This window comes from Streptomyces sp. PTY087I2, from assembly GCF_001687325.1.
In the GTDB taxonomy this organism is placed as follows: Bacteria; Actinomycetota; Actinomycetes; order Streptomycetales; family Streptomycetaceae; genus Streptomyces.
The window spans coordinates 258203-281946 of sequence record NZ_LZRD01000001.1 but is presented as its reverse complement, the minus strand read 5'-3'; the positions used below and the strand labels follow the sequence as shown (position 1 = coordinate 281946).

At 68.2% G+C, this 23744-nt stretch carries 27 protein-coding genes and 2 pseudogenes; 18 read left to right on the top strand and 11 right to left on the bottom strand.

The features are described 5' to 3' along the window. Nucleotides 1–31 precede the first annotated feature (31 nt). The 3 genes from A3Q37_RS01295 to A3Q37_RS01290 form a co-directional block, all read right to left on the bottom strand. Nucleotides 32–544, bottom strand: coding sequence for a hypothetical protein (locus A3Q37_RS01295; RefSeq protein WP_255311695.1), 513 nt, complete (start codon nucleotides 542–544; stop codon nucleotides 32–34). Further along, nucleotides 508–876, bottom strand: a complete 369-nt coding sequence (locus A3Q37_RS35230) for an ATP-binding protein (RefSeq protein WP_176711316.1) — start codon at nucleotides 874–876, stop codon at nucleotides 508–510. The genes A3Q37_RS01295 and A3Q37_RS35230 overlap by 37 nt, the downstream gene beginning before the upstream one ends. A 98-nt stretch (nucleotides 877–974) precedes the next feature. After that, nucleotides 975–1490: a hypothetical protein gene (locus A3Q37_RS01290; RefSeq protein WP_065476333.1), complete on the bottom strand. Its 516-nt coding sequence runs from the start codon at nucleotides 1488–1490 to the stop codon at nucleotides 975–977. A 285-nt stretch (nucleotides 1491–1775) separates the two neighbouring features. Between A3Q37_RS01290 and A3Q37_RS01285 the strand changes: the two genes are divergently transcribed. The 5 genes from A3Q37_RS01285 to A3Q37_RS01265 all read left to right on the top strand — a co-directional run bounded on the left by A3Q37_RS01285 (nucleotide 1776) and on the right by A3Q37_RS01265 (nucleotide 7680). Further along, nucleotides 1776–3116, top strand: a complete 1341-nt coding sequence (locus A3Q37_RS01285) for a hypothetical protein (RefSeq protein ID WP_255311694.1) — start codon at nucleotides 1776–1778, stop codon at nucleotides 3114–3116. 16 nt (nucleotides 3117–3132) lie between these two features. Next, nucleotides 3133–3696 (top strand): GNAT family N-acetyltransferase, encoded by a 564-nt coding sequence (locus tag A3Q37_RS01280; RefSeq protein WP_065476327.1) that lies wholly within the window; start codon nucleotides 3133–3135, stop codon nucleotides 3694–3696. A 1078-nt stretch (nucleotides 3697–4774) separates the two neighbouring features. After that, entirely contained in the window at nucleotides 4775–5347 is a 573-nt protein-coding gene (locus A3Q37_RS01275) for a hypothetical protein (RefSeq protein ID WP_065476325.1), read from the top strand. 3 nt (nucleotides 5348–5350) lie between these two features. Beyond that, on the top strand, nucleotides 5351–6499 hold the full coding sequence (locus A3Q37_RS01270; protein ID WP_065476321.1) for an MAB_1171c family putative transporter: 1149 nt from the start codon (nucleotides 5351–5353) through the stop codon (nucleotides 6497–6499). After that, on the top strand, nucleotides 6493–7680 hold the full coding sequence (locus A3Q37_RS01265) for an amidohydrolase family protein (protein WP_065476318.1): 1188 nt from the start codon (nucleotides 6493–6495) through the stop codon (nucleotides 7678–7680). The genes A3Q37_RS01270 and A3Q37_RS01265 overlap by 7 nt, the downstream gene beginning before the upstream one ends. A gap of 56 nt (nucleotides 7681–7736) precedes the next feature. On the opposite strand, the gene A3Q37_RS01260 is transcribed toward A3Q37_RS01265, so the two are convergent. Then, nucleotides 7737–8630 carry a helix-turn-helix domain-containing protein gene (locus A3Q37_RS01260; protein ID WP_065476315.1) on the bottom strand — a complete coding sequence of 298 codons (894 nt, stop codon included), beginning with the start codon at nucleotides 8628–8630 and terminating at the stop codon, nucleotides 7737–7739. A 391-nt stretch (nucleotides 8631–9021) separates the two neighbouring features. Here A3Q37_RS01260 and A3Q37_RS01255 point away from each other — a divergent pair, with 391 nt between their 5' ends. From A3Q37_RS01255 to A3Q37_RS01215, 9 genes are all read left to right on the top strand, one after another. Next, nucleotides 9022–9348, top strand: a complete 327-nt coding sequence (locus A3Q37_RS01255) for a transcriptional regulator (RefSeq protein ID WP_065476313.1) — start codon at nucleotides 9022–9024, stop codon at nucleotides 9346–9348. A gap of 1 nt (nucleotide 9349) precedes the next feature. Then, on the top strand, nucleotides 9350–10369 hold the full coding sequence (locus tag A3Q37_RS01250) for a hypothetical protein (protein WP_065476311.1): 1020 nt from the start codon (nucleotides 9350–9352) through the stop codon (nucleotides 10367–10369). Next, on the top strand, nucleotides 10369–11076 hold the full coding sequence (locus A3Q37_RS01245) for an ATP-binding protein (protein WP_065476307.1): 708 nt from the start codon (nucleotides 10369–10371) through the stop codon (nucleotides 11074–11076). The genes A3Q37_RS01250 and A3Q37_RS01245 overlap by 1 nt, the downstream gene beginning before the upstream one ends. A 119-nt stretch (nucleotides 11077–11195) precedes the next feature. Then, entirely contained in the window at nucleotides 11196–11762 is a 567-nt protein-coding gene (locus tag A3Q37_RS01240; protein ID WP_065476304.1) for a WhiB family transcriptional regulator, read from the top strand. Further along, nucleotides 11759–12820, top strand: coding sequence for a DUF2637 domain-containing protein (locus A3Q37_RS01235; RefSeq protein WP_065476301.1), 1062 nt, complete (start codon nucleotides 11759–11761; stop codon nucleotides 12818–12820). The genes A3Q37_RS01240 and A3Q37_RS01235 overlap by 4 nt, the downstream gene beginning before the upstream one ends. A gap of 101 nt (nucleotides 12821–12921) precedes the next feature. Further along, a complete protein-coding gene (locus A3Q37_RS01230) occupies nucleotides 12922–13146 on the top strand; it encodes a hypothetical protein (protein ID WP_030804596.1) in 225 nt (74 codons plus the stop codon). Further along, the gene (locus A3Q37_RS01225; RefSeq protein ID WP_065476298.1) at nucleotides 13143–13808 is read left to right on the top strand and encodes a MobC family plasmid mobilization relaxosome protein; all 666 of its coding nucleotides are present in this window, start codon (nucleotides 13143–13145) and stop codon (nucleotides 13806–13808) included. Before A3Q37_RS01230 ends, A3Q37_RS01225 begins: the two co-directional genes overlap by 4 nt. Further along, nucleotides 13808–15580, top strand: a complete 1773-nt coding sequence (locus A3Q37_RS01220; protein ID WP_065476295.1) for a relaxase/mobilization nuclease domain-containing protein — start codon at nucleotides 13808–13810, stop codon at nucleotides 15578–15580. Before A3Q37_RS01225 ends, A3Q37_RS01220 begins: the two co-directional genes overlap by 1 nt. A gap of 106 nt (nucleotides 15581–15686) precedes the next feature. Then, nucleotides 15687–16091: a hypothetical protein gene (locus A3Q37_RS01215; RefSeq protein WP_065476292.1), complete on the top strand. Its 405-nt coding sequence runs from the start codon at nucleotides 15687–15689 to the stop codon at nucleotides 16089–16091. A 323-nt stretch (nucleotides 16092–16414) separates the two neighbouring features. Here the strand turns inward: A3Q37_RS01215 and A3Q37_RS01210 are convergent, their stop codons facing one another. Next, nucleotides 16415–16738, bottom strand: coding sequence for a hypothetical protein (locus A3Q37_RS01210; RefSeq protein ID WP_065476289.1), 324 nt, complete (start codon nucleotides 16736–16738; stop codon nucleotides 16415–16417). A gap of 261 nt (nucleotides 16739–16999) precedes the next feature. On the opposite strand from A3Q37_RS01210, the pseudogene A3Q37_RS01205 reads away from it, so the two are divergent. The 3 genes and pseudogenes from A3Q37_RS01205 to A3Q37_RS01195 all read left to right on the top strand — a co-directional run. Beyond that, nucleotides 17000–17773: pseudogene (locus A3Q37_RS01205) on the top strand (IS30 family transposase); the annotation flags it as partial. Between the two features lie 683 nt (nucleotides 17774–18456). Next, on the top strand, nucleotides 18457–20259 hold the full coding sequence (ltrA, locus tag A3Q37_RS01200) for a group II intron reverse transcriptase/maturase (protein WP_065476286.1): 1803 nt from the start codon (nucleotides 18457–18459) through the stop codon (nucleotides 20257–20259). A gap of 73 nt (nucleotides 20260–20332) precedes the next feature. Continuing rightward, a pseudogene (locus A3Q37_RS01195) lies at nucleotides 20333–20773 on the top strand (IS30 family transposase); the annotation flags it as partial. Nucleotides 20774–20843: 70 nt separating this feature from the next. Here the strand turns inward: A3Q37_RS01195 and A3Q37_RS01190 are convergent. From A3Q37_RS01190 to A3Q37_RS01170, 5 genes are all read right to left on the bottom strand, one after another. After that, nucleotides 20844–21173: an esterase gene (locus A3Q37_RS01190; protein WP_065476280.1), complete on the bottom strand. Its 330-nt coding sequence runs from the start codon at nucleotides 21171–21173 to the stop codon at nucleotides 20844–20846. 89 nt (nucleotides 21174–21262) lie between these two features. Continuing rightward, nucleotides 21263–21475, bottom strand: a complete 213-nt coding sequence (locus A3Q37_RS01185; protein WP_065476273.1) for a hypothetical protein — start codon at nucleotides 21473–21475, stop codon at nucleotides 21263–21265. 32 nt (nucleotides 21476–21507) lie between these two features. Continuing rightward, nucleotides 21508–21747, bottom strand: coding sequence for a hypothetical protein (locus A3Q37_RS01180; protein WP_065476270.1), 240 nt, complete (start codon nucleotides 21745–21747; stop codon nucleotides 21508–21510). Nucleotides 21748–21879: 132 nt separating this feature from the next. After that, the gene (locus A3Q37_RS01175; protein WP_255311693.1) at nucleotides 21880–22224 is read right to left on the bottom strand and encodes a MarR family transcriptional regulator; all 345 of its coding nucleotides are present in this window, start codon (nucleotides 22222–22224) and stop codon (nucleotides 21880–21882) included. A gap of 130 nt (nucleotides 22225–22354) precedes the next feature. After that, nucleotides 22355–22702: a DUF317 domain-containing protein gene (locus tag A3Q37_RS01170; RefSeq protein WP_065476265.1), complete on the bottom strand. Its 348-nt coding sequence runs from the start codon at nucleotides 22700–22702 to the stop codon at nucleotides 22355–22357. A gap of 215 nt (nucleotides 22703–22917) precedes the next feature. Between A3Q37_RS01170 and A3Q37_RS01165 the strand changes: the two genes are divergently transcribed. Beyond that, nucleotides 22918–23208, top strand: a complete 291-nt coding sequence (locus A3Q37_RS01165; protein WP_065476262.1) for a hypothetical protein — start codon at nucleotides 22918–22920, stop codon at nucleotides 23206–23208. A 4-nt stretch (nucleotides 23209–23212) separates the two neighbouring features. Here the strand turns inward: A3Q37_RS01165 and A3Q37_RS01160 are convergent, their stop codons facing one another. Beyond that, a complete protein-coding gene (locus A3Q37_RS01160; protein WP_065476257.1) occupies nucleotides 23213–23704 on the bottom strand; it encodes a hypothetical protein in 492 nt (163 codons plus the stop codon). Nucleotides 23705–23744: the final 40 nt, after the last annotated feature.

Genomic DNA, 23744 nt, shown 5'->3' with positions numbered 1-23744 from the left:
GGGCGCGGCCCGACGCGGGCGATGGGAGAGGTCATTCGACGTCGTCTCCCATCAGGTCGAGGAGAGCGGAGAGGACCAGGGCGTATCGGCGCAGATAGGGCCGCGCGTCGTCCAGGTCGGCTCGCTCGTTGGACAGGTCCCGCAGAAGCCGCAGCTCCTCCGTCGGATAGCCCGGAGCGCGGTACGGGGCGATCTGCATGAACAGGACGGTGGCCCGTTGGAACCGGGCCCGGACCCGTAGCGCGTCCTCCCTGCTGAGCGGTGCGCTCTCGAGGGGACGCGATCGGCGAGCTGGGAAGCCGAAGCGGACCAAAACGTCGTCGAGCCGTCGACCGCCAAGGGCCGGCGCGTCGCTGAGGACTTCATCGATGGTGACAATGAGGTCGTAGGCGATTCCCTCGGACAGGAGGGAGCGGTACATGACGTGGGCGAGCCGCCGCTTCGCTTCGTCCAGGGGCGTGATCTCGCGGCGCCGCAGAGGGCTGGCCGTCTCCTCGGTCACGATCATCACGGGCTTCCAGCTGGCGAACGGAGGACTGCCCAAGTGGTTCGTCCTTCGTCCTCAACGCCCCAGTCATGGGCAATGGCGTCGACGAGGACTAGGCCGCGTCCATGCACGTCGTCGTCCGAGGGGGTACGCATCTGCGGCGGAGTCGAATTCTCGTCGTTGACCTCGATACGGAGGATGCCGTCGTGTTGGAGAAGACGCAGGGTGACACGGCCGCGTCCGTGCACGATGGCGTTCGTGACCAGTTCGGAGACAATGAGCCGCGCTTCGTCCGACAGAGAAGTGGGCACCGCCCATCGCTCCAGACTGTCTGCCGTGGCGCGGCGCGCCACGGCGACATCAGCTTCGACCGGCGCCAGCTTGACCACTCGGACACACGATGTCAGGGGCATCGGACGTGCTTTTACGGGCGCGACAGCCGACGCCATTGCGCTACCCGTCCACGCGTACCTCATCGTCGGCGCGTTCACAGCCGCCCCTGGACTGAAGGCGCGATGACTCCTACGAACGCGCGGTGCAGCGCGAACCAGCGCAACTCCCGTTCGTACTGCTCAAAGTTGGGACTGATCACGCTGGTTGTCGCCACGACCACACCGTCTGCGTACCCCGCGCTGATCTGTCGTCGTACGAGCCCCCAACCCGGGCGCGCCTCGGGGGCGGGCGCTCCATGTGGATCGGTGAAGCTCTGCTGGTTCCCGTAGGTCTGCCATCCACTGCGGGTCGCGAAGATGGCAGCCGCTTTCAGCGAGTTGGATGGCCGCACCCCGCCGACGGAAAGGGCGTACAAGCAGACACGCGGCGCCCTACCGCGGTCCCGAACCGCGGTGACGACAGACCTGAGCACGTCGCCTCGCAATGCGGCGAGCCGCGCATGAGGGTCCGGCTCGACACGCACCTGGTCCGGGTGTAACTCCGCTTCGTACTGGCGTTCCAGGTCCATCCAGTCGGACCCCTGGAAACGATCGGCGGTGCTCTGACTCATCGATGCCTCGGCTCAGACTCGGGAGTGGTCGGGTCGATCCGAAGCGGCTTCAGGCCTCGGGGAGCCACCGCATCAGATCTGTGAGTAAGAGCTTCGTGAGCTGAGAGAGACGGAGCTACCCCAAGATCACCCTCGGACTGAGTCCCGGAGAATGAGGAGTCTCCTCGGAATGCCCTCTGCCCACCTCGAAGTCGTCCAACTACGCTGTTTTCGATGCGCTCATGGAGTTGGACGACCTACTGTCGGGGCTGGTGGCGCGTTGTGGTCCCAGATCAAGGAGGCGCGATGGTCACGTACTTCCGCAGACTGTTGGATGATCAGGGAATTCGGAGCCCGGCGGCGTTTCTGCACCGGTACAAGGGCGTGGCGGCGTCGCTGGAAGGGGGCCCATACGACCTGCCGGCAGAGAAGACGATCGAAGGCTGGCTCTACCAGGAACGACGGCCTCAGAACGCCTTTCGACCGGTAATCGTGGCGATGCTGGGCATGACCTTCAACGAGCTGTGGCAGGAAGCACCTGAAGGTGCCCCTCTCCGAGGTGCCACCACACCTGCGACACCACCATTTGGTTATGCCAATTCGGGCATGGCCGTGAGCGACATGAGAAGGACAGGTGCTATGGCGGTCCGACGTGCCCGGAAGTTTCTCCTCGACAGTGACCAGCAGCGTGTGGGAGAGAATTCTCTGCCGCTGCTTCACACCGAAGTCACACGGCTTGTCCGCGAGTACCCACGTGTTCCCCTCGGGGACATCTGGGAAGATCTCCTCGACGCTCAGGACCAGGTTCTGCACCTGATCGAGACGCGCCGATTCAACCCGTCCCAGCTGCGGGACGTGAACTTCTTGGCCGCGGTGGTTGGCTTCCTCGTTGCCAAGGGATTCAACGATCTTGAGGATCGCGACCAGGCACGCACGATGGCACTTGTCGCTGCTTCATCGGCTAAGGATGCTGAACACCCTGGACTCTTGGCCCTCATCAAGGGGCTCCAGTCTCTGATCGAGTATTGGGCTGACCGACCCACGGATGCCTTCTTCTACGCCAAGACTGGGGCGGACACGGCGACCAATCTCCGTGGCTCTGTCGGCCCGTGGCTGCTCGGTCTCCAAGCCCGCGCCTCCGCTCGGCTGGGAGACGAGGAGACCGTACGCATCGTGACCGCGCAGGCGGATGATTTGCGTGAGCGCGTCGTACCAGATGACCTTGACGAACTCGGTGGTCTGCTCACCTACTCCCGGACGAAGCAGCTCTACTACACGGTGGAGGCTGAAGCCCTTCTGGGGCATGGAGACGCCACCGTGATCGGTCAGGCGGAGGAGGCGGTCGCTGGGTTCAGCGACGTGCGGGCCGAGGATTGGGCGTTCGGAGACCTTGCCGGCGCTCAATGCAACCTCTCCCTGGTGCACTTGCACAGCGGAGACGTTGACGGTGCGGCGGAAGCGATCCGGCCGGTGCTCGATCTTTCCCCTGCCCTCCGCAACAACGGAATCGTCGTCTCCGCCTCGCGTGTCCAGGAAGCCCTGAGGTACAGCCCGGCTCGGACGGCGGTCACTGCTCGTGAGCTGAGTGAGGAGATCACGGCCTTCCCTCCACAGCGCCGCGCTCTGATGCCGGGCCGCAGTAGCTAGACGGTAGGGTGCGCCCGTGAACCCTGTATCGCGTGATGGCGCTCGGCTTCGGCTCCGTGAACTTCGTAAGGAGGATGCGGAGGCCGTCTTCGCGATCTACGGCAGCGCGGCCGCGACTGCGCACCTCTCCTTCGAGCCGCGCACCTTTGACCAGGTGCGCGGCATCGTGCAACGCGCGATAGCAAGTGCGCAGGAGACACCCCGCGCTGAGTACGTTCTTGCTGTTCTCGATCCGCAGCAGGAACTTGTCGGCTTCGGTCGACTGGCACTCGACCCCCATCAACCCCGCGCTGCCACCTTCGGGTTTGCACTGCGCCCGAGCGTGTGGGGACGTGGGTACGGCCTCGAAACTGTAGAACTCCTCTTGGGGTTGGCATTTGACGAGTTGGAACTGCACCGTGTGTGGGGAGCCAGAGCGCCGGAGAACACCGCGTCCGCTCGCACCATGGCCGCGGCGGGAATGGTGGAGGAGGGCATCATCCGTGAGCACATCACCAAGCGCGGTCGTTGGCGAGACTCCGTCGTTCACGCAATCTTGGAGCGAGAGTGGCGGGCGCGCTGCACCGACGCGCGTTGGTAGACGGCTTCGCCCCCACATCCATCAGCCTGTCGCGGGCTCGGTGGTGATAGTGGAGCCTAGGGGGTGCCGCGACCGTGGTTGCGTTCGTACGGCCCCTTCCCCCTTGATCGCGTGCCACTGAAGGGTTGCTCGCCGGACAGTCACTGCTCGGCGTAATCCCGGCGAGCACTGTGCCGTATGCGCTCCAAGGGCGGCACCGCGAAGTGCGCTCAGTTGGCGGCCCGGCCGAGATGCAGACACCTCCTCGCCTGCATGGCGACAGCACCCTCCCGGGCGGGTCGGCTGGGCAGACCTGTGCCGACAGGAGCGTGACGTTCGCGGGCACTCGCTCGATCAAATTTGCGACTGCGAGTAGATCCCGCGAGGACTGTTGCCGCGAGGCGGCGAGTCGAGCGAGCCGGATCGGCGCCCCCGGACCCTCGGTGGTGGACATGGGCATGGCTGGATCGATTCGGTCTAAGGGGGAGGGGCGATTGCCCTCATGTCCCAGCGGTCTGTCCGTATTGGGCTATATGAGATATATATCTCATGCCGAACCGACCGCAGGTCGGGTTTTTGGGTGTGAGGTATCTCGAATTGACAGCGAGCTAACCGCTTGGCTGGTCATGGCGCAGCATGCGCAATTACTCGCAAATTCCCAGCTGGGGGCGTCAGCCTGCTCATCGGCATGCTCGTTTTGTGAAGTTTTTTCTGCGGTGCAAACGCTCCCGCTATACCAACCGCTTGTCAGTTTTCGGTCAGGGTCCACTCAGACTTTCGCGTACTGTCCTAGAGGTCCCCGAAGCTCGGCGCGGTGAGGGGCGAATGCGTTACTCGTTCGCTACCGCGACACGTCGGCGTCGATGAGGCGCAGCTCCCTGGGCTGCAGCGGTGTCGTGCCGGATGTAGCCGAAGGCCGACGCCGCGCGCCGACCGAGGGTGGAGGGAACTACGAGTCATTGGTGCGCACGCGCCTAGTTCGGGGGGAGCTAACCGGTAGAAGGGATTTGTCATGTGGCCTGGGAAGAGTCTTCACGCTGAGCCCACGCAGCCGACCCGGGGGCAAGAGTCCCGACGGGCACCGAGTCGCCGTCGGGCGGTGGAGAAGGACCTGCACCGCTTCCTCCGTCGGGAGCTGCGCGATCTGGGGGTGCATCCGCCGCTGAACGTTGAGGAGCTGTGCTCGGCGCTCAGCCGTCGGCGGGGGCGGCCCCTCTATCTGCGGGAGGCGCCGCTGCCGAAGCCTGGGCCGACGGGGATGTGGGTCGAGTACGACGGCTATGACGTGATCTTGTATCAGCAGGAGACGACCCGTCTGCATCAAGATCACATCAAGCTCCACGAGATAGGGCACATCCTCGTGGCGGAGGCCGAGGACGCCGAGCAGGCGCCGGCCGAAGCGGCGGATCAGCCCCCCGCGCTCGATCCCGAAGAAGAGTCGGCCATCCTCGTGGAGGGCTGGGCCGCCATGCTCCCGGTATTCGACCCCAAGACGATCAAGCGCGTCGCGCGTCGTTGCTCGTACGACGACGGCGAGGAGTGCTCCGTCGAACTCGCCGCGACGATCGTCCTGGAATGGGCGTCAGTGCTGGACGACTCGGCTCCCCTCTCGGAGGACCCGTCGCTGCGGCGTGTGGAATCGGCCCTCGGAGACCGGCGAGGATGGCTGTAACCCGTGGAACTGCTACTCCTGGGGCTCGTGGGTGCCCTTGCCTGGAAGCTCTACAAGCTGTGGCGAACCCCCCACGACGCGCCTCTGCGGTCGGTGACCCTCTGCCTGCTCTGTGCCACGCTTTCCTATCCCATCGCTATGCCGGGAGGCGCGACCGGCGTCGACACGGTTGCGGGGCACGGGGCGGCGAAGTTGGTCCAGAACGTGCTGCTGATCGTCTCGATGTACTTCCTGATGTGCTTCTACCTCTACTCTGCGGCTGACGAGGAGGCGAGCCGTCGCAGGGCGAACAAGGAGGCGGTCGTCGTCGTGGCCGTCGTGGTGGTCATCACCTTGGCCGCCGTGTCGGTGCCTCACGAGGTCTTCGCCGGCAGTTTCAGCACCGCGGACATGACGGTTCCGCAGATCGCTGTCTTCTATGGCGGAGCCGGGTGCTACCTGACGTACGTCCTGGGCCTCGCCGCGAGGTGGACCCGCACCTACGCCCGAATGTCCCGGCGCCCTCACGCAACAGGGCTGTGGATGGCGGCTGTTGGTCTGGGCACGATGGCCGTGGCCTGCGCGATCAGGGCTGTCATCGTGGCCGTCCGCTGGGCGGATATCGAGGTACCCCAGCCTCTGATGGCTGCCGTCGCGTTCCTGTTGGTCGCATCCATACTTCTGTTCACGGCCGGCATCACTTACTCGGGGGTCCGCGCCCGAGTAGCTTCTTCGAAGCTCTGGTTCCAGCACCGGCGTGATTACCGCCGCCTGGCCGCCCTCTGGGAGCTGTTGGCCGAGGCGTTCCCCGACAACGTCCTGCCGCCGGCGTCTTCGTCCGCCCACGACCGACGGCGTGCTCGGGGGATTCACCGCCGTTACCACCGCCGCATCGTGGAGATCCGGGACGGCCTGGTCGCCATCAGCCCGTACCTCTTGGCGGACGACACCGACGCTGCAGCGCCCGATGTTGAGCCGGAGGAGCTGGCCGCCCGGCTTCGGCACGCCTCCGCCCGGATCATGGACGGAGGCCCCGCACCCCGCCGGGCGGTCCCCCTTGCCATGGCCCTGGGCAGCGATCGAGCGGCGGATGTGAAACAACTGATTGCGGTGTCCGACGCGCTGGTGGCAGACCGCGCGACCCCTCTCATGATCAAGGAGACACCATGCTGATTAGCGGAGGACGTGTGCTCGTCGGCACGGGCACGTATCTGGACGACGGCGCCGTCCTGGTCGAGGGCGACTCGATCGTGGCTGTGGGGCCGCGCAAGGAGATCGAGGAACAGGCCGCCGCCGACGTGCCGCGGTCGGTGTTCGACGGCACCCTCCTGCCCGGGTTGATCGATGCCCACGTACACCTCGTTTTCGACGGGAGCCCCGACCCGGTGTCCGCTCTCCAGGACTCGACGGATGAGGCCCTGCTCGCGGTCATGCGCCGCCGCGCGGAGGAACTGCTGCTCAGCGGCGTCACGACGGCTCGTGACCTCGGAGACCGGAACGGGCTGGCACTTCGCCTCGATGCGGAGATCGCCGACCAGCGCACGCCGGGACCGATGATCGTCTCCGCAGGCACGCCCCTGACCACCGTCGGCGGGCACTGCCACTTCCTCGGCGGTGAGGTCTCGGACGAAGCCGAGATCCGCGCTCTCATCCGTCTCAACCTCGAACGAGGTGCTGGGGTCATCAAGTGCATGGTCACTGGTGGCGGCCTCACCCGGGGCGGGCCCGCAAGTCACGAATCCCAGTTCTCTGCAGCGGAACTGCGACTTCTCGTGGATGAGGCTCACGCGGCAGGCGTCCCCGTCGCGGCCCACGCGCACGGAGCCGACGGCATCGCCGCAGCCGTGGAGGCCGGAGTGGACACCATCGAGCACTGCACGTGGATGACCGGCGACGGCCTCGACTTCCGCCGGGACGTGGTGCAGCAGATCATCGACCGTGGGATCACCGTCTGCCCAGCGGTAAGCCCCCATTGGCGGATGCTCCCCGCGCTCTTCGGCGAGGAGCGCGCCGCCGGGATGTTCGACCTGGTACGTCAGATGGCAGACGCGGGCGTGAAGCTGATCGCCGGCACGGACGCCGGAGTGCAGCGTGCCACCTTCAGCGGCCTGGTACCTGCCCTCTCGTTCTACGCCCACCTCGGCCTGGCGAACGCCGAGATCATCAACATGGCGACGACCGCAGCAGCCACAGCCCTCGGGCTCGGCTCCACAACCGGCCGTATCGCTCCCGGCTACCGCGCGGATCTCATCGCTGTCGGGGGAGACCCGCTCTCGGATCTCGACGCCCTCAAGAACATCAAGGCCGTATTCGCCTCCGGTCGGCGACACGAACCGAACGCACCAGCCGAGTAGTCGAGGCTGACCGAGCCCTGCCCTCCGGAGCCTCCAGAGGCCCGGAGGGCAGGGTCCTACTCGGCGTCCTCGGAGCCGACCTGTTTATCGAACTCGGCCTGCAAGTCCGTCAGGAGCGAGAGAACCTCGGGCGACAGACCCTCCGGGCCAAGGCCACGAGCCCGAACCCGTCCGATCTTCCCGTTCCGGGAAGCGAGCAACACACGAATCCCCTGGTACACCTGACGGGCGACGGCCTCGTCCGGCTCGAAGTACATGCGCTCGACGCCGAAGAACTCGGCAAGGCCCTCCAGGACAACGGGGTCCGGGCCGTCGGCGTCACCGGCACCTGTTCGGAGGGCCTCGACCTCCTTGGCCGTGACAACCTCCGCCCCTGCATGCCGGTTCACCGCCTCTGCGATTTCTCCATCCCCCGGAACTGCGCCCGCCGGGTAGGAGTGTTCCAGTAGGAAGCTGATCTTTTCCCCGAGAGCACGGGGGTGCTCGTCGGCCTCGGCCGCAGCGACGCTCTCGTCCCCGCCCTCTTCGACGACGTTTCCGAACGAGCGCTCCTGAGCTTGTTCCAGCGCCTTCTCCGATACGCTGTACGCCGCTGCCAGCTTCGGCACGTACTTCTCCTTGAGCCGCCGTACGCCGTTCTCGGCCGCAGCCACCGGGCCGTCGCTCTTCGTGCCGATGAATCTCGCCACCTCGTACCGGTAGAGGCCCGCGTCGCACCGCAGGTCGATCAGGTCGGGCGCGCCTTTACGGGGGAACAGCTCATCCAACGGTTTCCGGAGTACACGCGCGATGCCCGGCAGCTTCTCCTGGTCCGGGACGCTTGAGCCCAACTCCCACCCCGCGACGGTTGAGTCCGCAGCGTCGACGGCAGCCCCCACCTCGGCCTGCGGGATCTCTGCAGCCCGTCGTACGGCGCGCACCACTGTTCTGTCGAAGTGGCGAGCTGGCATCGAGACCTCTTTTTCGTCCGAGTCGAAGAACTATCGGCTCGTTGACCTTTCGTGCGAACCGGGATAGCTTCAGACTACCGAAAAACGGGGTGCCATGCATCCCCCGGCCAGGTTCCGCGCCTGCCGAGGACGTGAGGCTGAGGAGGAGAACACCTCCCTCGGCGCGCGCCCTGCAAGAGGGGGTGCCGACCGAACACGGGTCAAGGAGGGGGCGGGGGATGCACGCCAGCGGCCCGTAACACGACGAAGCAACGAAGAACCGGCGCCCGGGAGTTACCAGCTCCCAAGCGCCGGGCCGGCACCCCGAAGGGCGCCGATTCACATCTCGCGGGCGGCGGGGCTTTTGCACGAGAACCACCGCACCGCGCTCCTACAAACCACGGAGTATCGCATGCCTGCCATGCCGAGCGGAATCCTGGCCTGCCCGGACACCAGCCGCCGACACCGCCTCGCCGCCCAACTCGCCGACATGATCCCGGGCGCAGCCACTATCCGAGTCAGCCTCACCGACCCGGCGCAGGTGTGGCCCCACCCGCACACGATCGTGCAGGACGAGGCCGGTCGGTCGATGGAGCTGGGCCGGACGACATCCAGGGTCGCCGCTCGCTGGATCCTGAGGGTCTGGCCGGACGAGGACTGGACCCGCCCGCACACCTTCCGCCTCGCCGACGCCACCCTCACTTGGAGCGACTCGATCGCCGCCGAGCGGGGCCGCTGAGATGGCCCGGATCCGAACCGTCAAGCCGGAGGCGTTCACCTCCGAGTCGCTCGCCGAAGTGACCGTGGCGGCCGAGCGGACCTTCTTCGGCCTGCTCACCCAGGCCGACGACCACGGTCGCCACCGTGACAACGCCGCGATCATCGCGGGACTCCTCTGGCCTCTGCGCGCCGAGCACACCTCCGTCCACGTCGAGGACGACCTCCACCAGCTCGCGAACGCCGGTCTGATCTGCCGATACACCGGATGCGACGGCCGCCGCTACCTCCACATCGTCACCTGGTCCGAGCATCAGAAGATCGACAAGCCGAGCCAGTCCCGCCTGCCATCGTGCCCGCAGCACCAGGCTGCCGACCGGTGCGCACCGTGCAAGGGCTCCTGCACCCGGCGGACCGAGGGCTCGCACACGGCTCCCCGAGGACTCTCCGAGACCTCCGGGAGGGCTCCCCGAGCCCTCGATCTGCCTGCCGTACCCACCTCGCAGACGTCGAGCCACGCAGACGAGTCCGTCGCCGACCGGCAGGAGGCTGCCGACGGCGCGATCGGCACAGCGGGGCGAGCTGGTGCTAAGAGTGCAGGTCAGAAGGGATTCTCCGAGGACTCCCCGAACCTTCCCCGAGGCCTCTCCGAAGGCTCGGCGCCTGGATCTAGGATCTTGGATCCTGGATCTCTTGTCCCTACGGGGCGCACAGCGCCCGCAGTCGGCGTCTCCGCCAAGGACCTCGTCGGCGAGTACGTCGCCGGGTGCGACCAGCGCCCCCCGAACGACGTGATCGGACACCTCGGGCGGATCACCAAGAAGCTCCTGGACGAGGGGATCGCTCCGGGGCACATCCGGGCCGGTCTGGCGAACTTCGCGGCCAACCCGAAGCACCCGAGCGTGCTGACCAGCATGGTCAACGAGGCGATGAACGCGCGCCCCGGCGGTTTGGCGCGGCCGGGAATCCGGCCTAACGTGCCCGCCCACCAGGCGTGGACCAATCCGGCCAACGCTTCCGCCGCCTACGCCGAGGAGCTGTGATGCACACCCGTCACCGCGAACCGCAGCTCCTCGGCAACGAAGGCACCCTGGAGCGCATGGCCCGGATCCTGGCCGCCCGAAACATCGACCCGGCCGACGCCGCCGCGCTCCCCGACGACCCCGAGCCGTTCTCCCCGCTCGACGTCCTCCTGGCTGGTATGCCCCCGCGCTACCAGTCGGCCCTCGCCGACCACCCGATGGTCCTGGACTGGGTCGGGAAGGTCACCGAGGCAGCCGTCGCCCCCAGCCGGGGAGCCCGGCGGCAGGTCACCACCGGGCCCAGTCTCCTGATGGCCGGAGTCGTCGGCGCGGGCAAGACGCACCAGGCGTACGGCGCGATCCGAGCGCTCGTGGAGAGCGGGATCGGCGTGCGCTGGCGCGCGACCACCGCCGCCGACCTGTACGCCGATCTCCGCCCCCGGCCCGGGGCCGACAGCGAGCGGGAGCTGGCGGCGGTCAGCCGCTGCCCGCTCCTGATCATCGACGACCTCGGCGCGGCCAAGGCCAGCGAGTGGGTCGAGGAGATCACGTACAGGTTGATCAACCGCCGGTACAACCTCATGCTCCCCACGCTGATCACCACCAACCTGGCGATCAAGGACCTCCGCTCCTACCTCGGTGACCGTGTCGCCTCCCGACTCGCGGAGATGACCACCCGAGTCGAGTTCGAGCCGCTCGACCGCAGACGCTACCGCGCAGCAGCCTGACCTGCCGCAGGTCACCACTTCCGGGCCGCGCCCCTCTGCGCGCCGCCACGAGCAACTTCACGACCAGCGCACCTCTCCGCCGACGCCCCTGTGCGCGGAGAGCGATCGGAGCAACCCGCATGACCAGCACGACGAACAGCCCTGTCCGCCACCGCCGGCTCGGCGACCAGACCTGGCAGACCGACGCCGTCTGCCAGAGCACCGAGTACAACCCTGTGGACCCCGAAGTCTTCTTTCCCGAGCCCGACGAGACCGGCAAAATCGCCACGGCCAAGGCCCTGTGCGGCCAGTGCCCGGTCCGCCGCACCTGCCTGGACGCCGCCCTCGAAGCGGGTGACACCGAAGGGATCCGGGGCGGTCTGACGGAGGAGGAGCGCGGGCCGCTGCACGAGAAGCTCCCCAACCGCCTCGACTACAGCCGCGTCAACGCCACCATCGCCGGGCGCGACGTGCACCTCACCCATACGGAGCGCCGCGCGGTCGAGCACGCTGCCTACCGTCACGGGGTGAGCGAGCAGCGCCTGGCCTGGCTTCTGAAGGTCACCGAGGAGCACGCCAAGAAGCGATACCGCGAGATCCGCCGGGCCGAGCGCAACCGAACCCTGAACCAGCCCGAGGAGACCACCCTGTCACCTGAGGTCGACGGTGAGCACCCGGTCCGCGACGACTTCGGGACGGCGGCATGACCACCACGAGCACACCGAAGGCGGCGCATATATCCGCCTGGGACCGCGCGGTGGTCATCGCCCTGGGCGGCGCGGGGTGCGCGCTGTCGTACGACGCCCTCCAGCAGATGGCGGTCGCCATCCACGTCCGGGGGCTGTTGACCTTCGTCTTTCCGCTGGTGATCGACGGGTTCATCGCTTACGGCGTCCGCGCGCTCCTGGTCCTGCGCGACGCCCCGCTGCGCGCCCGGCTCTACGTCTGGACGCTCGTCGGCACGGCCACCGCCGCCAGCATCTGGGCCAACGCGCTCCACGCGGTGCGGATCAACCAGGACGCGGTCGCCGGCACCAGCCTCCGGCTCGGGGACACGGTGGTCGCGGTGCTGTCCACCATCGCCCCGCTGGCCCTGGCCGGAGCCGTCCACCTCTACATCCTCATCGCCCGGGGACCGGTCAAGGACAGTGACCGCGAGGACCTCGGCAAGGCCGGTCACCTCGGTCAGGCCAACCGGAGCGACGGCGCAGAGGTCACCCGGACCGACCTGGTCGGTCAGCAGCCGGAGGCCGGTCAGCCGGTCACCGCCCGGACCGACCGGCAGCCGCTCTCCCTGGACAAGCCGGTCTCCGCCCCCCGGTCGCTGAGCGGGGGCAGGGCTCCGGCGGACAGCAGCGCCCCGGTCACCGGTGACCGGAGCCAGCCGCACGAGGCCGCTGACCTGCCCGGACAGCCGGACACCGCGCGCCCGGTCACTGACCGCCCCGATGACACCACCTCGGCGACCGGCGATCAGGACAACCGAGGGTCGGACACTGCCCTGCCGGTCACTCCGTCGGTCACCGCCCCGTCGGTCACTGACCGGCGGGCCCGGACAGCCGGTGACCGGCGACCCGACCAGGACACCGAGGAGCTACTGAAGATCGCTCGGTCAGCGGTCAGGGCCGAGGGCAAGCTGACCCGCAAGGTGGTCGGCCAGGCGATCCGAGACCAGCAGATGACGCTCTCCAGCGACACCCTGACCACCCTGATGGCCCAGCTCCGCAAGCAGAACGGACAGCCGGTCAGCTCCGCCCGAACCTGATCGGACACCACGGAGCGGGTGACCGAGCTGGTCACCCCGGCCGGTCACCCGCTCCGCACACCCGCCCCACCTTCCCCCAGAGCAAAAGCGGAGTACACCCGATGCGCACTCACCCGGCCACCCCCGCCGAAGTCGACTCCTGGCTGACCGTCCTGCACCAGCGCGGCCACCTCCACCGCGCCCAGTCCGGCCCCGACACCACCTGGATCGTGCAACGCGAGCAGCACGACCGGCCCTGGACCCTCCACCACCCGGTCCTGGCCATGGACTGGATCGCGGACCTTGTCCACGAAATTCAGCAGCAGGACCCGGAGACGAGCCGGTGACCACCGACGACCCGGCGGTGGTCACGGCTGGGCAGCAGCGTGACCCCACCACGGCTCCTGGCGGAGCAAGCTATCGCGTACGACGGTCCTACGGCCCGTCGTACGCACTTGCCCCCGCCCAGGGGGGCGGGGGAAGCCCGGCTGGTCCCCGAGCGAGGGCGCACGGGGACCAGCCGGGCAACCGGCACCAGGGGGCGCCGGTCACGGGGGGAGAAGCCGAGTGCGACGACCAGCGTGCGCTGCCGAGCCCGAGCACGCCCGCCTTCCCCGACCGTAAGCCGCGCCGCCGCACCCGCAACGCCAGCGAGCGCACCCGTAAGACGACGACCCGCCTCTCCGACACCGAGAAGGCCGAGATCGCCGACGCTGCCGCGCAGCGCGGCATCACCGTCGCCCGCTTCCTCGCTGGTGCCAGCCTCGCAGCCGCCCGCGGTTCGACCGCCCTCCACCCCAACGAACGCTGGGACACGGCCATCGACGAACTCGCAGCCCTACGAACGGCCTTGGCCCGAATCGGCAACAACATCAACCAGATCGCCTACGTCCTCAATGCCGGCGGGCAGCCCCGCCCCGGCGAACTCGACCACGCGCTGAGCACGCTGCTCCGGCTCCTCGCCCGCGTCGACGACGCGGCGAACAACCTGGTGAACAGGCGGCTGTGATGGTTCCCAACATCGGACGCGGCTCCCGGACCCACGGCCTGCTCGTCTACCTGTACGGCCCCGGGCGACGGGAGGAGCACACCGACGTTCACCTCGTCGGCTCCTGGGACTGCTTCGCCCCGGATCCCGGCCGCGACACCAGCCCCAATCCCGATCCGAAGATCACCCTCGCCCGGCTCACCGCCGCCTTGGACCTGCGGGTCAAGCAGGCCGGAGACCGGGCGCCCGCCAAGCACGTCTGGCACTGCTCGGTCCGCACGGCCCCCGGGGACCGGCGGTTCTCCGACGAGGAGTGGAACGCCGTCGCCCAGCGCATCGTCCACGCCACCGGCATCGCACCAGACGGGGATCCCGACGGCTGCCGGTGGATCGCCGTACGCCACGCGGCAGACCACATCCACATCGTCGCCACCCTCGTCCGAGGAGACCTGCGCATCCCACGCCTGAACTACGACTTCAACAAGGCCCAGGCCGAATGCCGCCGCATCGAAAAAGAGATGGGCCTGCGCCGCCTCAACGCCGGAGACGGCACCGCAGCGAAGAACCCCACCAGCGCCGAGAGGTTCAAAGCCGAACGCACCGGCCGCCCCGAAACCCCCCGGGAGACGCTCCGCGAAGCCGTACGCCGGGCGCTCGCCGGAGCTGAAGACGAGAAGGAGTTCTTCACCCGTCTCCACGAGGCCGGCCTACGGGTGAAAGTGCGCCACGCCCCGTCCGGTGACGCGCTCGGCTACAACGTCGCCCTGCCCGGCGACCGCAACCGCGACGCCGAACCGGTCTGGTATCCCGGCTCCAAACTTTCCCCCGACCTGTCCCTTCCCAAGATCCGCCGCAGGCTGGCCGACGGCGCCGTCGAACACACTGCGCCTCCGGACTCCGGGGGACGGGCGGACTCGTCCCCGCCTGCCCGAGAACGACGCAGCGCCACCGCCATCGCCGAACGTGCCACCGTCATCCTCGACCAGGGTGACGACGGAGAAGCCGCCGCCCAGCTCGTCGGCGTCGGAGAACTCCTCGACGCCGTCGCACAGACCTCACCGGCCGCGACCCGCACCGAGCTGGCCGCCGCTGCCCGAACTTTCGAACGGGCGACCCGCAGCCACGTCCAGGCGGAACGCGCCGACACCCGAGCACTCCGCTTCGCCGCACGAGGAATCATCCGGGCCGGCGGCGCGCTCGGCCGGGGCGAGGACGGCGGCACCACCGCCATGCTCCTCTCCACCCTCGTCCTGGTCACCCTCGCCGCCGCCCACTGGCACTCCGCCCGGGGACATGCTCAGCAGGCCCACGCCTCCCGGCAGACCGCCGTGCACCTGCGCACCGCCTACCGACAGGCCGCCAGCACCCCGATGCGAACGCTGCACGAGCAGGGCCGCGCCCTCCCCGACGCCCAACGGCGGGCGTACGAGACCACCATTCGCGCCGCCCTACCGAACCATGGCGTACGAGAGGACGGTGTACCGGCGAAAACCGATGCCCTGGCCGCCACCCTCGCCCAGGCCGAGCAGGCAGGCCACGACCCCGAAGCTCTCCTTCGTCAGGCCATCGACATGCGCGAACTCGACACCGCCACAGACGTCAATGACGTCCTGGTCTGGCGCCTGCGCCGCATCGCCCAGCTCCCCGCCCACCCGGGTGCAACTCCCCGCCGCCCGAAGGACGGCAACAGCAACCCGAAAGCCTCGGCCAACCGCACCAGCAACCGAACGACACCAGCGACTGGAGTTCGCCCCGTCGCCCCCACTCCACGAAACCGCCCACCACGCCGCTGACGAAGATCCGGCGGGCTGGCCATCGGCTCGCCGGACTCCGAGAAGTCCCTGGACAACCGGTTCCACCGGCTGTTACGGATGGAAACAGAAGGACCTCGACCGGGAGATGACGCTCGTGCTCAGAACCACCGACCGCCCCGCGGAGTCGACACCCGCGCAGCCGGTCCTCCCCGCCGGCACCGATCCCCTGCTGCAACTCGCATACGAGACGCAGCCGCCCAGCGGCCCCGGCGCGACGCGCTGCCTCAGCCACCCTCGCGAACTCGCCCTTCGCGGGATCCCGGTGACGTGCACTGCCTGTCGCGCCCGGCGCGACTGGCTGCTCATCAACCACGGGCGCAACGTCTGGGTCTGCTGCCGCTGCAGCAACCAGTGGCTCGAACCCGAGATCAGCCGCGCCGACTTCGACGCCCTGATCGCGATCCCGGACGGAACGATCTACCCCAGCGTCGAGCAGGGCCTGGCCGCCTTGGGGTTCGACGGGGCCTTCGCCGGCACGTACCTCGACTAGGCGAGCGCAGGCGCGGAACGAGAAGGGGCGATACCGGCGGGTGTCGCCCCTTCTCGTCATAACTGGTCAGCTGTCGATTCCGTCTCTCGATAGCTGACCCCGGAAGCTGCAGCCAGGGCACTCGTCCTCGCCCTGAATGTGGCCCTCGTACCATCCGTGGACAGCGGCGTGCAGGATCGCCTCCTCCACCCGAGGCTTGACCGCTTCTGACTGACGCGATGGCGTTGCCGACGAAGTCGGAGCACGGCGCTGTCCAGTGAGGGGAAGGCTGGCGATGGCATGGGTGAGGCGGTCATGCCCTGAGCCTAGAGGCCCAACCTGCCCTATTCAGAGGAACCGGCGTTCGAGCGAAGCTCGCCGGAGCTGGTCAAGCGGTAGATGCTGAGCCGAACTGCAGCAGGGCGAAGCCCCAGTTCGCTCGCGAGAACGTCGACGGGCTGGTGGGGAGACGCTCGTAGTCGGTGGAGGACGGCGCGGTCGTTCGCGGCATCCTGGCACCGGCTGACGACGTAGGCACCGATGCCACCGGACGCCACGGCGAACAGAGCGACGCTGCAGACGGCGTAGTTGTCCTGGACAGCGGCGACGATGGCGGTGACCGCCCCGGCAGCGCTGAGCAGTGCCGAGCCTATGAACAGCCTGTTCATGAGGTTCCTCGTGCGGGAAGCGGTGTTGAGCCAGAGGGAGGCAGGCTGCCCGGGCTGTTCCGGTTCCGGGCCGTGCGGACGCTGGTGCCCCGGTGGGCAGCGCCTCCTCGATATCCCCAGAGCCGCTTTTCGTCGGACATCGGATCCTCCATGTCGGTCAGGTAGAGAGTACGCATCAGGTGGCTGGGCGTACGGCAAGGCCGCCCCTGCCTGATCCTTGGGTTCTAGTGGTCGTTGCAACACCCCAGTTCAGGGGATGCGATGGACTTCAAGATCCGCAAGGACCGGAAGCCTCAGGGAGCGAGAAAGCTCGCTGAGGAGCGAGCGGCATACTTCCAGCTCATGCAGCAGGGCATGAGCAACCCGCAGGCGTGCCGGGTTCTCGGGATCCACCGGCGGACCGGGCAGCGCTGGCGGAACGGGCGTAACGCGTCCGGCAAGGACAAGGCGGCACCACCGATTCGTGCGGTGGTGCCGCCTTCGATGTCGTCGCGGTACCTGCACGAGGCCGACCGAATCCACATCGCCGACCGGCTGCGGGAGAGGGCGACGATCCGGACGATCGCCGCCGAGCTCGGCCGCAGCCCGTCCACGGTCAGCCGCGAGATCCGCCGCAACCGGCACCCCATCAGCGGTCAGTACCGCCCGTTCGCAGCCCAGGCCCGGGCGGACGGGCGCCGCCCCCGCCCCAAGCCGGGGAAGATCGCCTTCAATCCCGAGCTGCGGAAGGCGATCCAGGACGGTCTGGACGAACTCTGGAGCCCTGAACAGATCTGCCACGCTCTGCGGGCACAGTTCCCCGATCGGCCGGAGATGCACGTGGCCCACGAGACGATCTACCAGGCCCTCTACATCCAGGGCCGCGGCGAAGTGCGGCGCGAGCTCGCCGGCGCCCTGCGCACCGGCCGGGCCTGCCGCAAGCCACGACGCCGGCCCGACTGCCGCCGCCCCCGCTTCATCGACCCGATGGTCATGATCAGCGAGCGTCCCGCCGAGGCCGAGGACCGGGCGATTCCCGGCCACTGGGAGGGCGACCGTGCGACACGAAGTCGCACGAATTTGAGTGGACTGACCGATTGGAGAGGCGGCTGATGGTGGGGCCGTAGGTGCAGTCACGGGTCCGTGTCCGTATGACCCGTCCCCGCCCTTGACGTGCGATGCCGGTAACGGTGTGGTGCGAAGCTCAGGGGGAAGCCCAAGGACTCCCGTTCCATCCGGGGGTTACCGGCAAGGGGAAGACCGGACGGGTGAACGCAAGTGAACTCCCGATGATGCCTCGTGATCCCAAGCCCCGCCGATGGAAGGTTCCAGTGGGGTGCATGGCTGGCCGCTGAGAAGCGGCAGGCGCTGGCCGGCAGAGGTCACTCCGGCCAGGTGGACACCGCCGCCTCGGGGTAAAGGGAGCACCCACCCCGGTCGTATCTCATTCGTGTGGAACGTGGAAACCCCGATGGGGTCCGGGCCTTCGTGGCCCGGTCGGCCGACTGTGAGGAAGGCTCAACTCCCCAGCGGGAACAGGATGGCCCAAGAAGCCAATGCCGGAAGCCGAAAGGAAACGGGAACCCGGGGCACCATGACCGGCCTCTCCGCTGGTCGCCCCGCATAACCGTCCGGATACGGGCGTCTGCCCGAGCCCGAAAGGGTGCTGACGTGGGCCAGGTGAGCCCGTGCGGACTCACTGGACAAGGACGACGGAACCGAGGGACAAGTTGGACACCATGACGGACACGGACGGGACGGTCCCGGCCGTCCCGTCCGCCGTCGCGACGGTGAACGGACCCGAGGACGAAGACCTGGACTGGGCGTCGATCGACTGGCGTCGGGTCGAGGAGGACGTACGGCGTCTGCGGCAGAGGATCTTCACGGCATCGCAGGCAGGGGACCTGAAGAAGGTCCGCAACTTGCAGAAGCTGATGCTCCGTTCCCGCTCGAACACGCTCCTGAGCGTGCGGCGGGTCACGGAGATCAATGCGGGACGCGCGACGGCGGGAGTCGACGGGAAGGTGGTACTGATGTCCCAGTCCAAGGCCGCACTGGCCGACTGGGTCCAGCACCGCGCCCGACCGTGGATCCCCAAGCCCGTCAAGCGGGTGTTCATCCCCAAACCGGGGACCACGAAGAAGCGCGGACTCGGGATTCCCGTGATCGTTGACCGGTGCCTACAAGCTGTGGCACTCGGTGCACTGGAACCCGAGTGGGAAGCGCGGTTCGAGCCGAAGTCGTACGGCTTCCGGCCCGGCCGCGGCTGTCACGACGCGATCGGGGCCATCTACTCCACGCTCAACGGGAAGAACCCGCAGCGTGTGTGGGTGCTCGACGCGGACCTGACGGCGGCGTTCGACCGAATCGACCACGACCGGCTCATGGCCGCGCTTGGCACCTTCCCCGCCCGGGGGCTGGTCCGGCAGTGGCTGAAGGCCGGGGCGGTGGATCGAGGCCGGTTCACCCCGACCGAAGCGGGAACTCCGCAAGGCGGAGTGATCAGCCCGTTGCTCTTCAACGTGGCCCTGCACGGAATGGAGGAAGCCGCCGGGGTCCGCTACTTCGCGACCGGCAGAGATGCCGGGAGCGCGCAGAGCGGCAGCCCCGTACTGGTGAGATACGCAGACGATTTTGTCGCGATGTGCACCAGCCGTGAGCAGGCCGAACAGGTCAAGGAACGGCTGGCCGCATGGCTGACGCCCAGAGGGCTCGCCTTCCACGAGGACAAGACACGCATCGTCCACGCGGAGAGCGGGTTCGACTTCCTGGGGTTCAACGTCCGCCGCTATCACGGCAAACTGCTGATCAAGCCGAGCACAGCGGCCCAACGACGGATCCGGGAACGGCTGAGTGCCGAGATGCTGGCCCTGCGAGGGGCCAACGCGGGTGCGGTGCTCAAGAAGATCAACCCGATTGTTCGGGGTTGGTCTGCCTACTACCGGACGGTGGTAGCCAGCGAGGTGTTCACCGCGCTGGACAACCACATGTGGAAGCTCGCTTACAAGTGGGCCAAACACAGCCACCCGAACAAGCCGAAGCACTGGATCTCTGACAAGTACTTCGGCCGGTTCAACAAGGCCAGGAAGGACCGGTGGGTGTTCGGCGACCGCGTCAGCGGCGCCTACCTGCTCAAGTTCTCCTGGACAAAGATCGTCCGGCACCAGCTGGTCAAGGGCAGGGCGTCTCCGGACGACCCGGCGCTTGAGTCGTACTGGGCCGAGCGGCGTCGCAAGGGACCAACTCCACCGGTCGACGGCATCACCGTGCGCCTGCTCCAAGCACAGCAAGGTCGCTGTTCGATCTGCGGAGGACTCCTGCTGCACGCCGATCACCCGCCACAAAGCCCCCAGGAATGGGAAACGTGGCGGGTCGTCGTCAGGAAAGCGATCTCCAAGCAGTATGTAGCGTTCCCTGGCGGTGACTCACCGGGCGATCAACGGCTCCGTCTCCTTCACACCCTTTGTCAACGGCGGGCTGGAGCCGCCGGGTCGACGAATCCTGCACCTTCTCCTGACCGCGAGCCCTTGGGGCTTGCTTGAGCCGTGTGCGGTGAATAGCTGCTTGCACGGTTCTGAGGGGGCGGGGACGCAGCAATGCGTCCCCGCTACCCGACTCATCATCGGCAGAGACGGGACCTCCGCGATCGGCACGCTGGTCGAACGCGCCACACGCTACGTGATGCTCCTACACCTGCCCCACGGACGCACCGCCGAGCATGTGCGAGACGCCCTCGTTGCCTCTGTCCAGACCCTGCCCGCCCACCTGAAGCGGTCCCTGACCTGGGACCAGGGCGCCGAGATGGCCGCCCACAAGAGCTTCACCATCGCCACCGACATCCCGGTCTACTTCTGCGACCCGGCCAGCCCCTGGCAGCGCGGCTCCAACGCGAACACGAACGGCCTGCTACGGCAGTACTTCCCCAAAGGCACCAACCTCTTGCTCCACGCCCCCGAGCACCTGGCCGCCGTCGCCGACCAGCTCAACCGCCGCCCACGCAAAACGCTCGGCTGGGAAACCCCAGCCGAGCGTCTGGCTAAACTCCTCGCTGCCTAGACAACCGACCACGTGTTGCAACGACCCTTAGAAACCACCGATCGGCGTGGGGCGGCCTTCTGCGGTTCGGTCAGACGTGGGCGAGGCGGTGCGAGAGGTTGAGGGCGGCGGTCGCGACCGAGAGGGCGGCGCAGAGGCCGAGCACCTCGTGGAGGGTGGGGCGGACCAGGTGCGGCCAGTCGTCCGGGGCGGCGGGCCAGGAAGCGAGGTGCACCTCGGCGGTGGCCAGGCCCAGGTGGGCGGTGACGTCCCAACCTGTGTGGGAGGCGGGCTCCCAGTGCAGGCGCACGCGGCCCTGAGAGAGTCTCGGGGTACCGGCGGCGAGCCAGGAGATGTCGAGCGGCCCGTCGGGCAGGCCGGAGATGCGTTGGACGAGCGCACCGCGCACGTCGTCTGGCATCGGGCGTACGGCAAGGCGGTGCAGCGGAAGGGTCTGCGGTGAGCGGGATCGCGACGGGATATGAGCCTCCGAGGTGGTTCGTGTGACGGTCAGGCCCAGGCCAGGGCATCGCTGACGGAGGGCGGGAGGTAGTCCTCCTGGCCGTCGTCGGCGATGAACGCTTTGCCGTCCCGGACGACGATCTCGGCTCCCAGGTAGTGGGTGAAAGGAAAGTCGGGGTTGATGGCGAGGCGGATCGGCAGGCCAGGGTCCAGGTTTTGGAGCTGGCGGAGCAGGTGTCCGACGGTCAGGTATTGGGGCAAGAGGACCTCCGAGAGCGGTACGGGATGAGGGGTCAGGATGCGGAGGAGGCGTTCTGCCCCTCGGCGTGGCTGGCGAGGTGCCGCTTGCGGCACTCGTTGACGTAGCCCTTTCCGGACTCCTCCTTCTTCCAGCCGCAGGAGCAGACGGCGCGGGTGTACGCGCGGCCGGGGCAGTCGGTGTGGAGCGGCTTGCCGGAGCTGGTGTGCTTGTGGTCCGCCGGGCAGAGACTCCCGTCGGCGTGATGGTTGGTGAGCGGGGCGCGAGAGGTCATGGTGAGGCGACTCCTCGTGGGAGGTGTAGACGGGCATCCGGAGCGACAGGTGTGGGGAGCGCGCCGCCAGGCGAAGGCGTCGCGCCGCCGCTGGCGTGTCACGGCGCGACGGGCGGCCCGGTGACGGAGGAGTCAGTGGGCCAGCCGGTAGAGCCGGGCCGGAGCGGAGGGTCCGGTCTCCGCTATGACCAGGCCGTCGGTGATCAAGCGCTGAAGCGAGCTGGCGACGCGATCGTGGTTCAGCCCAGTAGTGGAACTGATCTTGGAGAGGGGTGCGTTGGGGTTCGCGGACAGGCTGGCGACGACACGGGTGTCGCGGCGGCGGAGGTAGTCCTGGAAGATCCCGGCGGTGTACAGCAGCAACATCCCGCAGCAGACCTGAGGGATACCGCGCGAGGCCGTGCCGGAGCCCGCGATGGCGTCGTACGCCGCGAGGACGGCGGTGCCGGAGCCGACGATGTGGTTCGCGATTCTCACGAGGTCATCGGAGTAGAACGTCATTTCAACGCCTTTCGGTCAGGAACAAGAGGTTCGGCGGGTCTGCCGGGGTGGGCGGTGCGGGTGCCGGTGGGCGGGGCGTTGTCGGCTCGCTCTGGTCGTTCGGCGGTCAGTGCGAGGAGTGGGCGACGAGGGCGGCGAGGAATCCGGCGACGGCTTCGGAGGGGGTGTGGATGCCGAACTCCTGAACCCAAGGAGCGCCGTCGGCGGGCAGCACCTGGACGCGCCAGACGATGTCGCGCTTCCAGGCGGCGGGGTTTTCGGGGAGCCAGCCGACGTAGACGTGACCGTCCGGGCTGGTTGCGTGGACGTTGGCCTCCGGGGTGTCGACGACGGCCCAGCCGAGGCTGTTGAGGAGGTCGAGAACAGGACCGGCGCAGTGGTCGGAGGAGAGCCAGTAGCGGTCTTCCTGGGCCGGGCGGACGACGGCGGGCAGGAGGGTGGCGGAGGTGGTCACGGTTGAACGATCCCTTCGTTGACCTGCGGTTTTCCCAACACCCGTACGTTGACATGGGGTGTGGCGGAGTACGTAGTCGATTCGCAGGCAGCGGCGTCTGCCGTGGGCGAACTGGCCGACGCCATCAGGGCCGTGCGCCGGGAATGGAACGGCGAAGGGAGTTGTCGTACTGGGGTTGCGGCAAAGGGCCGCACGGGGTCGAAGGGGGAGCAGGGATGGCGAAGCCGAGCAGACACGAGGTCGGGATCGGGCTGGAGCGCAAGATCCGCGCCGCCGGGCGACCGTGGACGGTGGGCGACATCGCGATGGTCGCCGACGGCCAGTGGGCTGTCGGCGTCCAGCCCGAGGCGCGGTGGGACGACGGCGAGGTGGTCCTGGACCGCAGCGCTGACGGACATCGCGTCGAGTTGACGGTGGAGGAGCTGGCCCGCGCGGTGGGCTCCAGCATCTGGATGCGCACGGACGGCCAGAGCGATCCCGCCCACCGCGACGAGGACCACGACTGATCGATCAGCGACTTGGCCCCGGGCCAGGTGCCGGCGGCCGGACGACGGCCGGAGGAGCGGCCTGGTCCGGTACCTGGCCGAGGACGTGTTGATCGCGCCCGGAGCGGGCAACAGCGGCCTGCGCCAACCGGGTTGCTGGGACACGGCCCGCCCACGCGGCGGCCTCACGCGCCTGGACCACATGGCTGATCGCCTGAAGGGCCGTACGGCTTTCGGCTTGGGCGACGCGAAGGTCGGCTGCGGAGCTGGTGATCCGTTGCAGGTCGTAGAAGGCCGGGGCGTGGCCGGGACGGGTGAGGGCGTGCAGGCGCTCCTGGTGCACGGCCACGGAGCTGCCGGCGGTGACCAGGAGGGCCGAGCGGATGTGCATGACCGAGCGCAGGAGAGGGTCGTCGGTCGGGCGGCGGACCGCGATCGACTCCAGAGCTTCGATCGGACGGCCCCAGGCTTCCTCGATCATGGTCGTGGCCTGGTCGAGTGCGGTGGCGTCGGGCATGGGGGAACTCCCGGCATTCGAAGGGGGGTGGAGGCGGTGC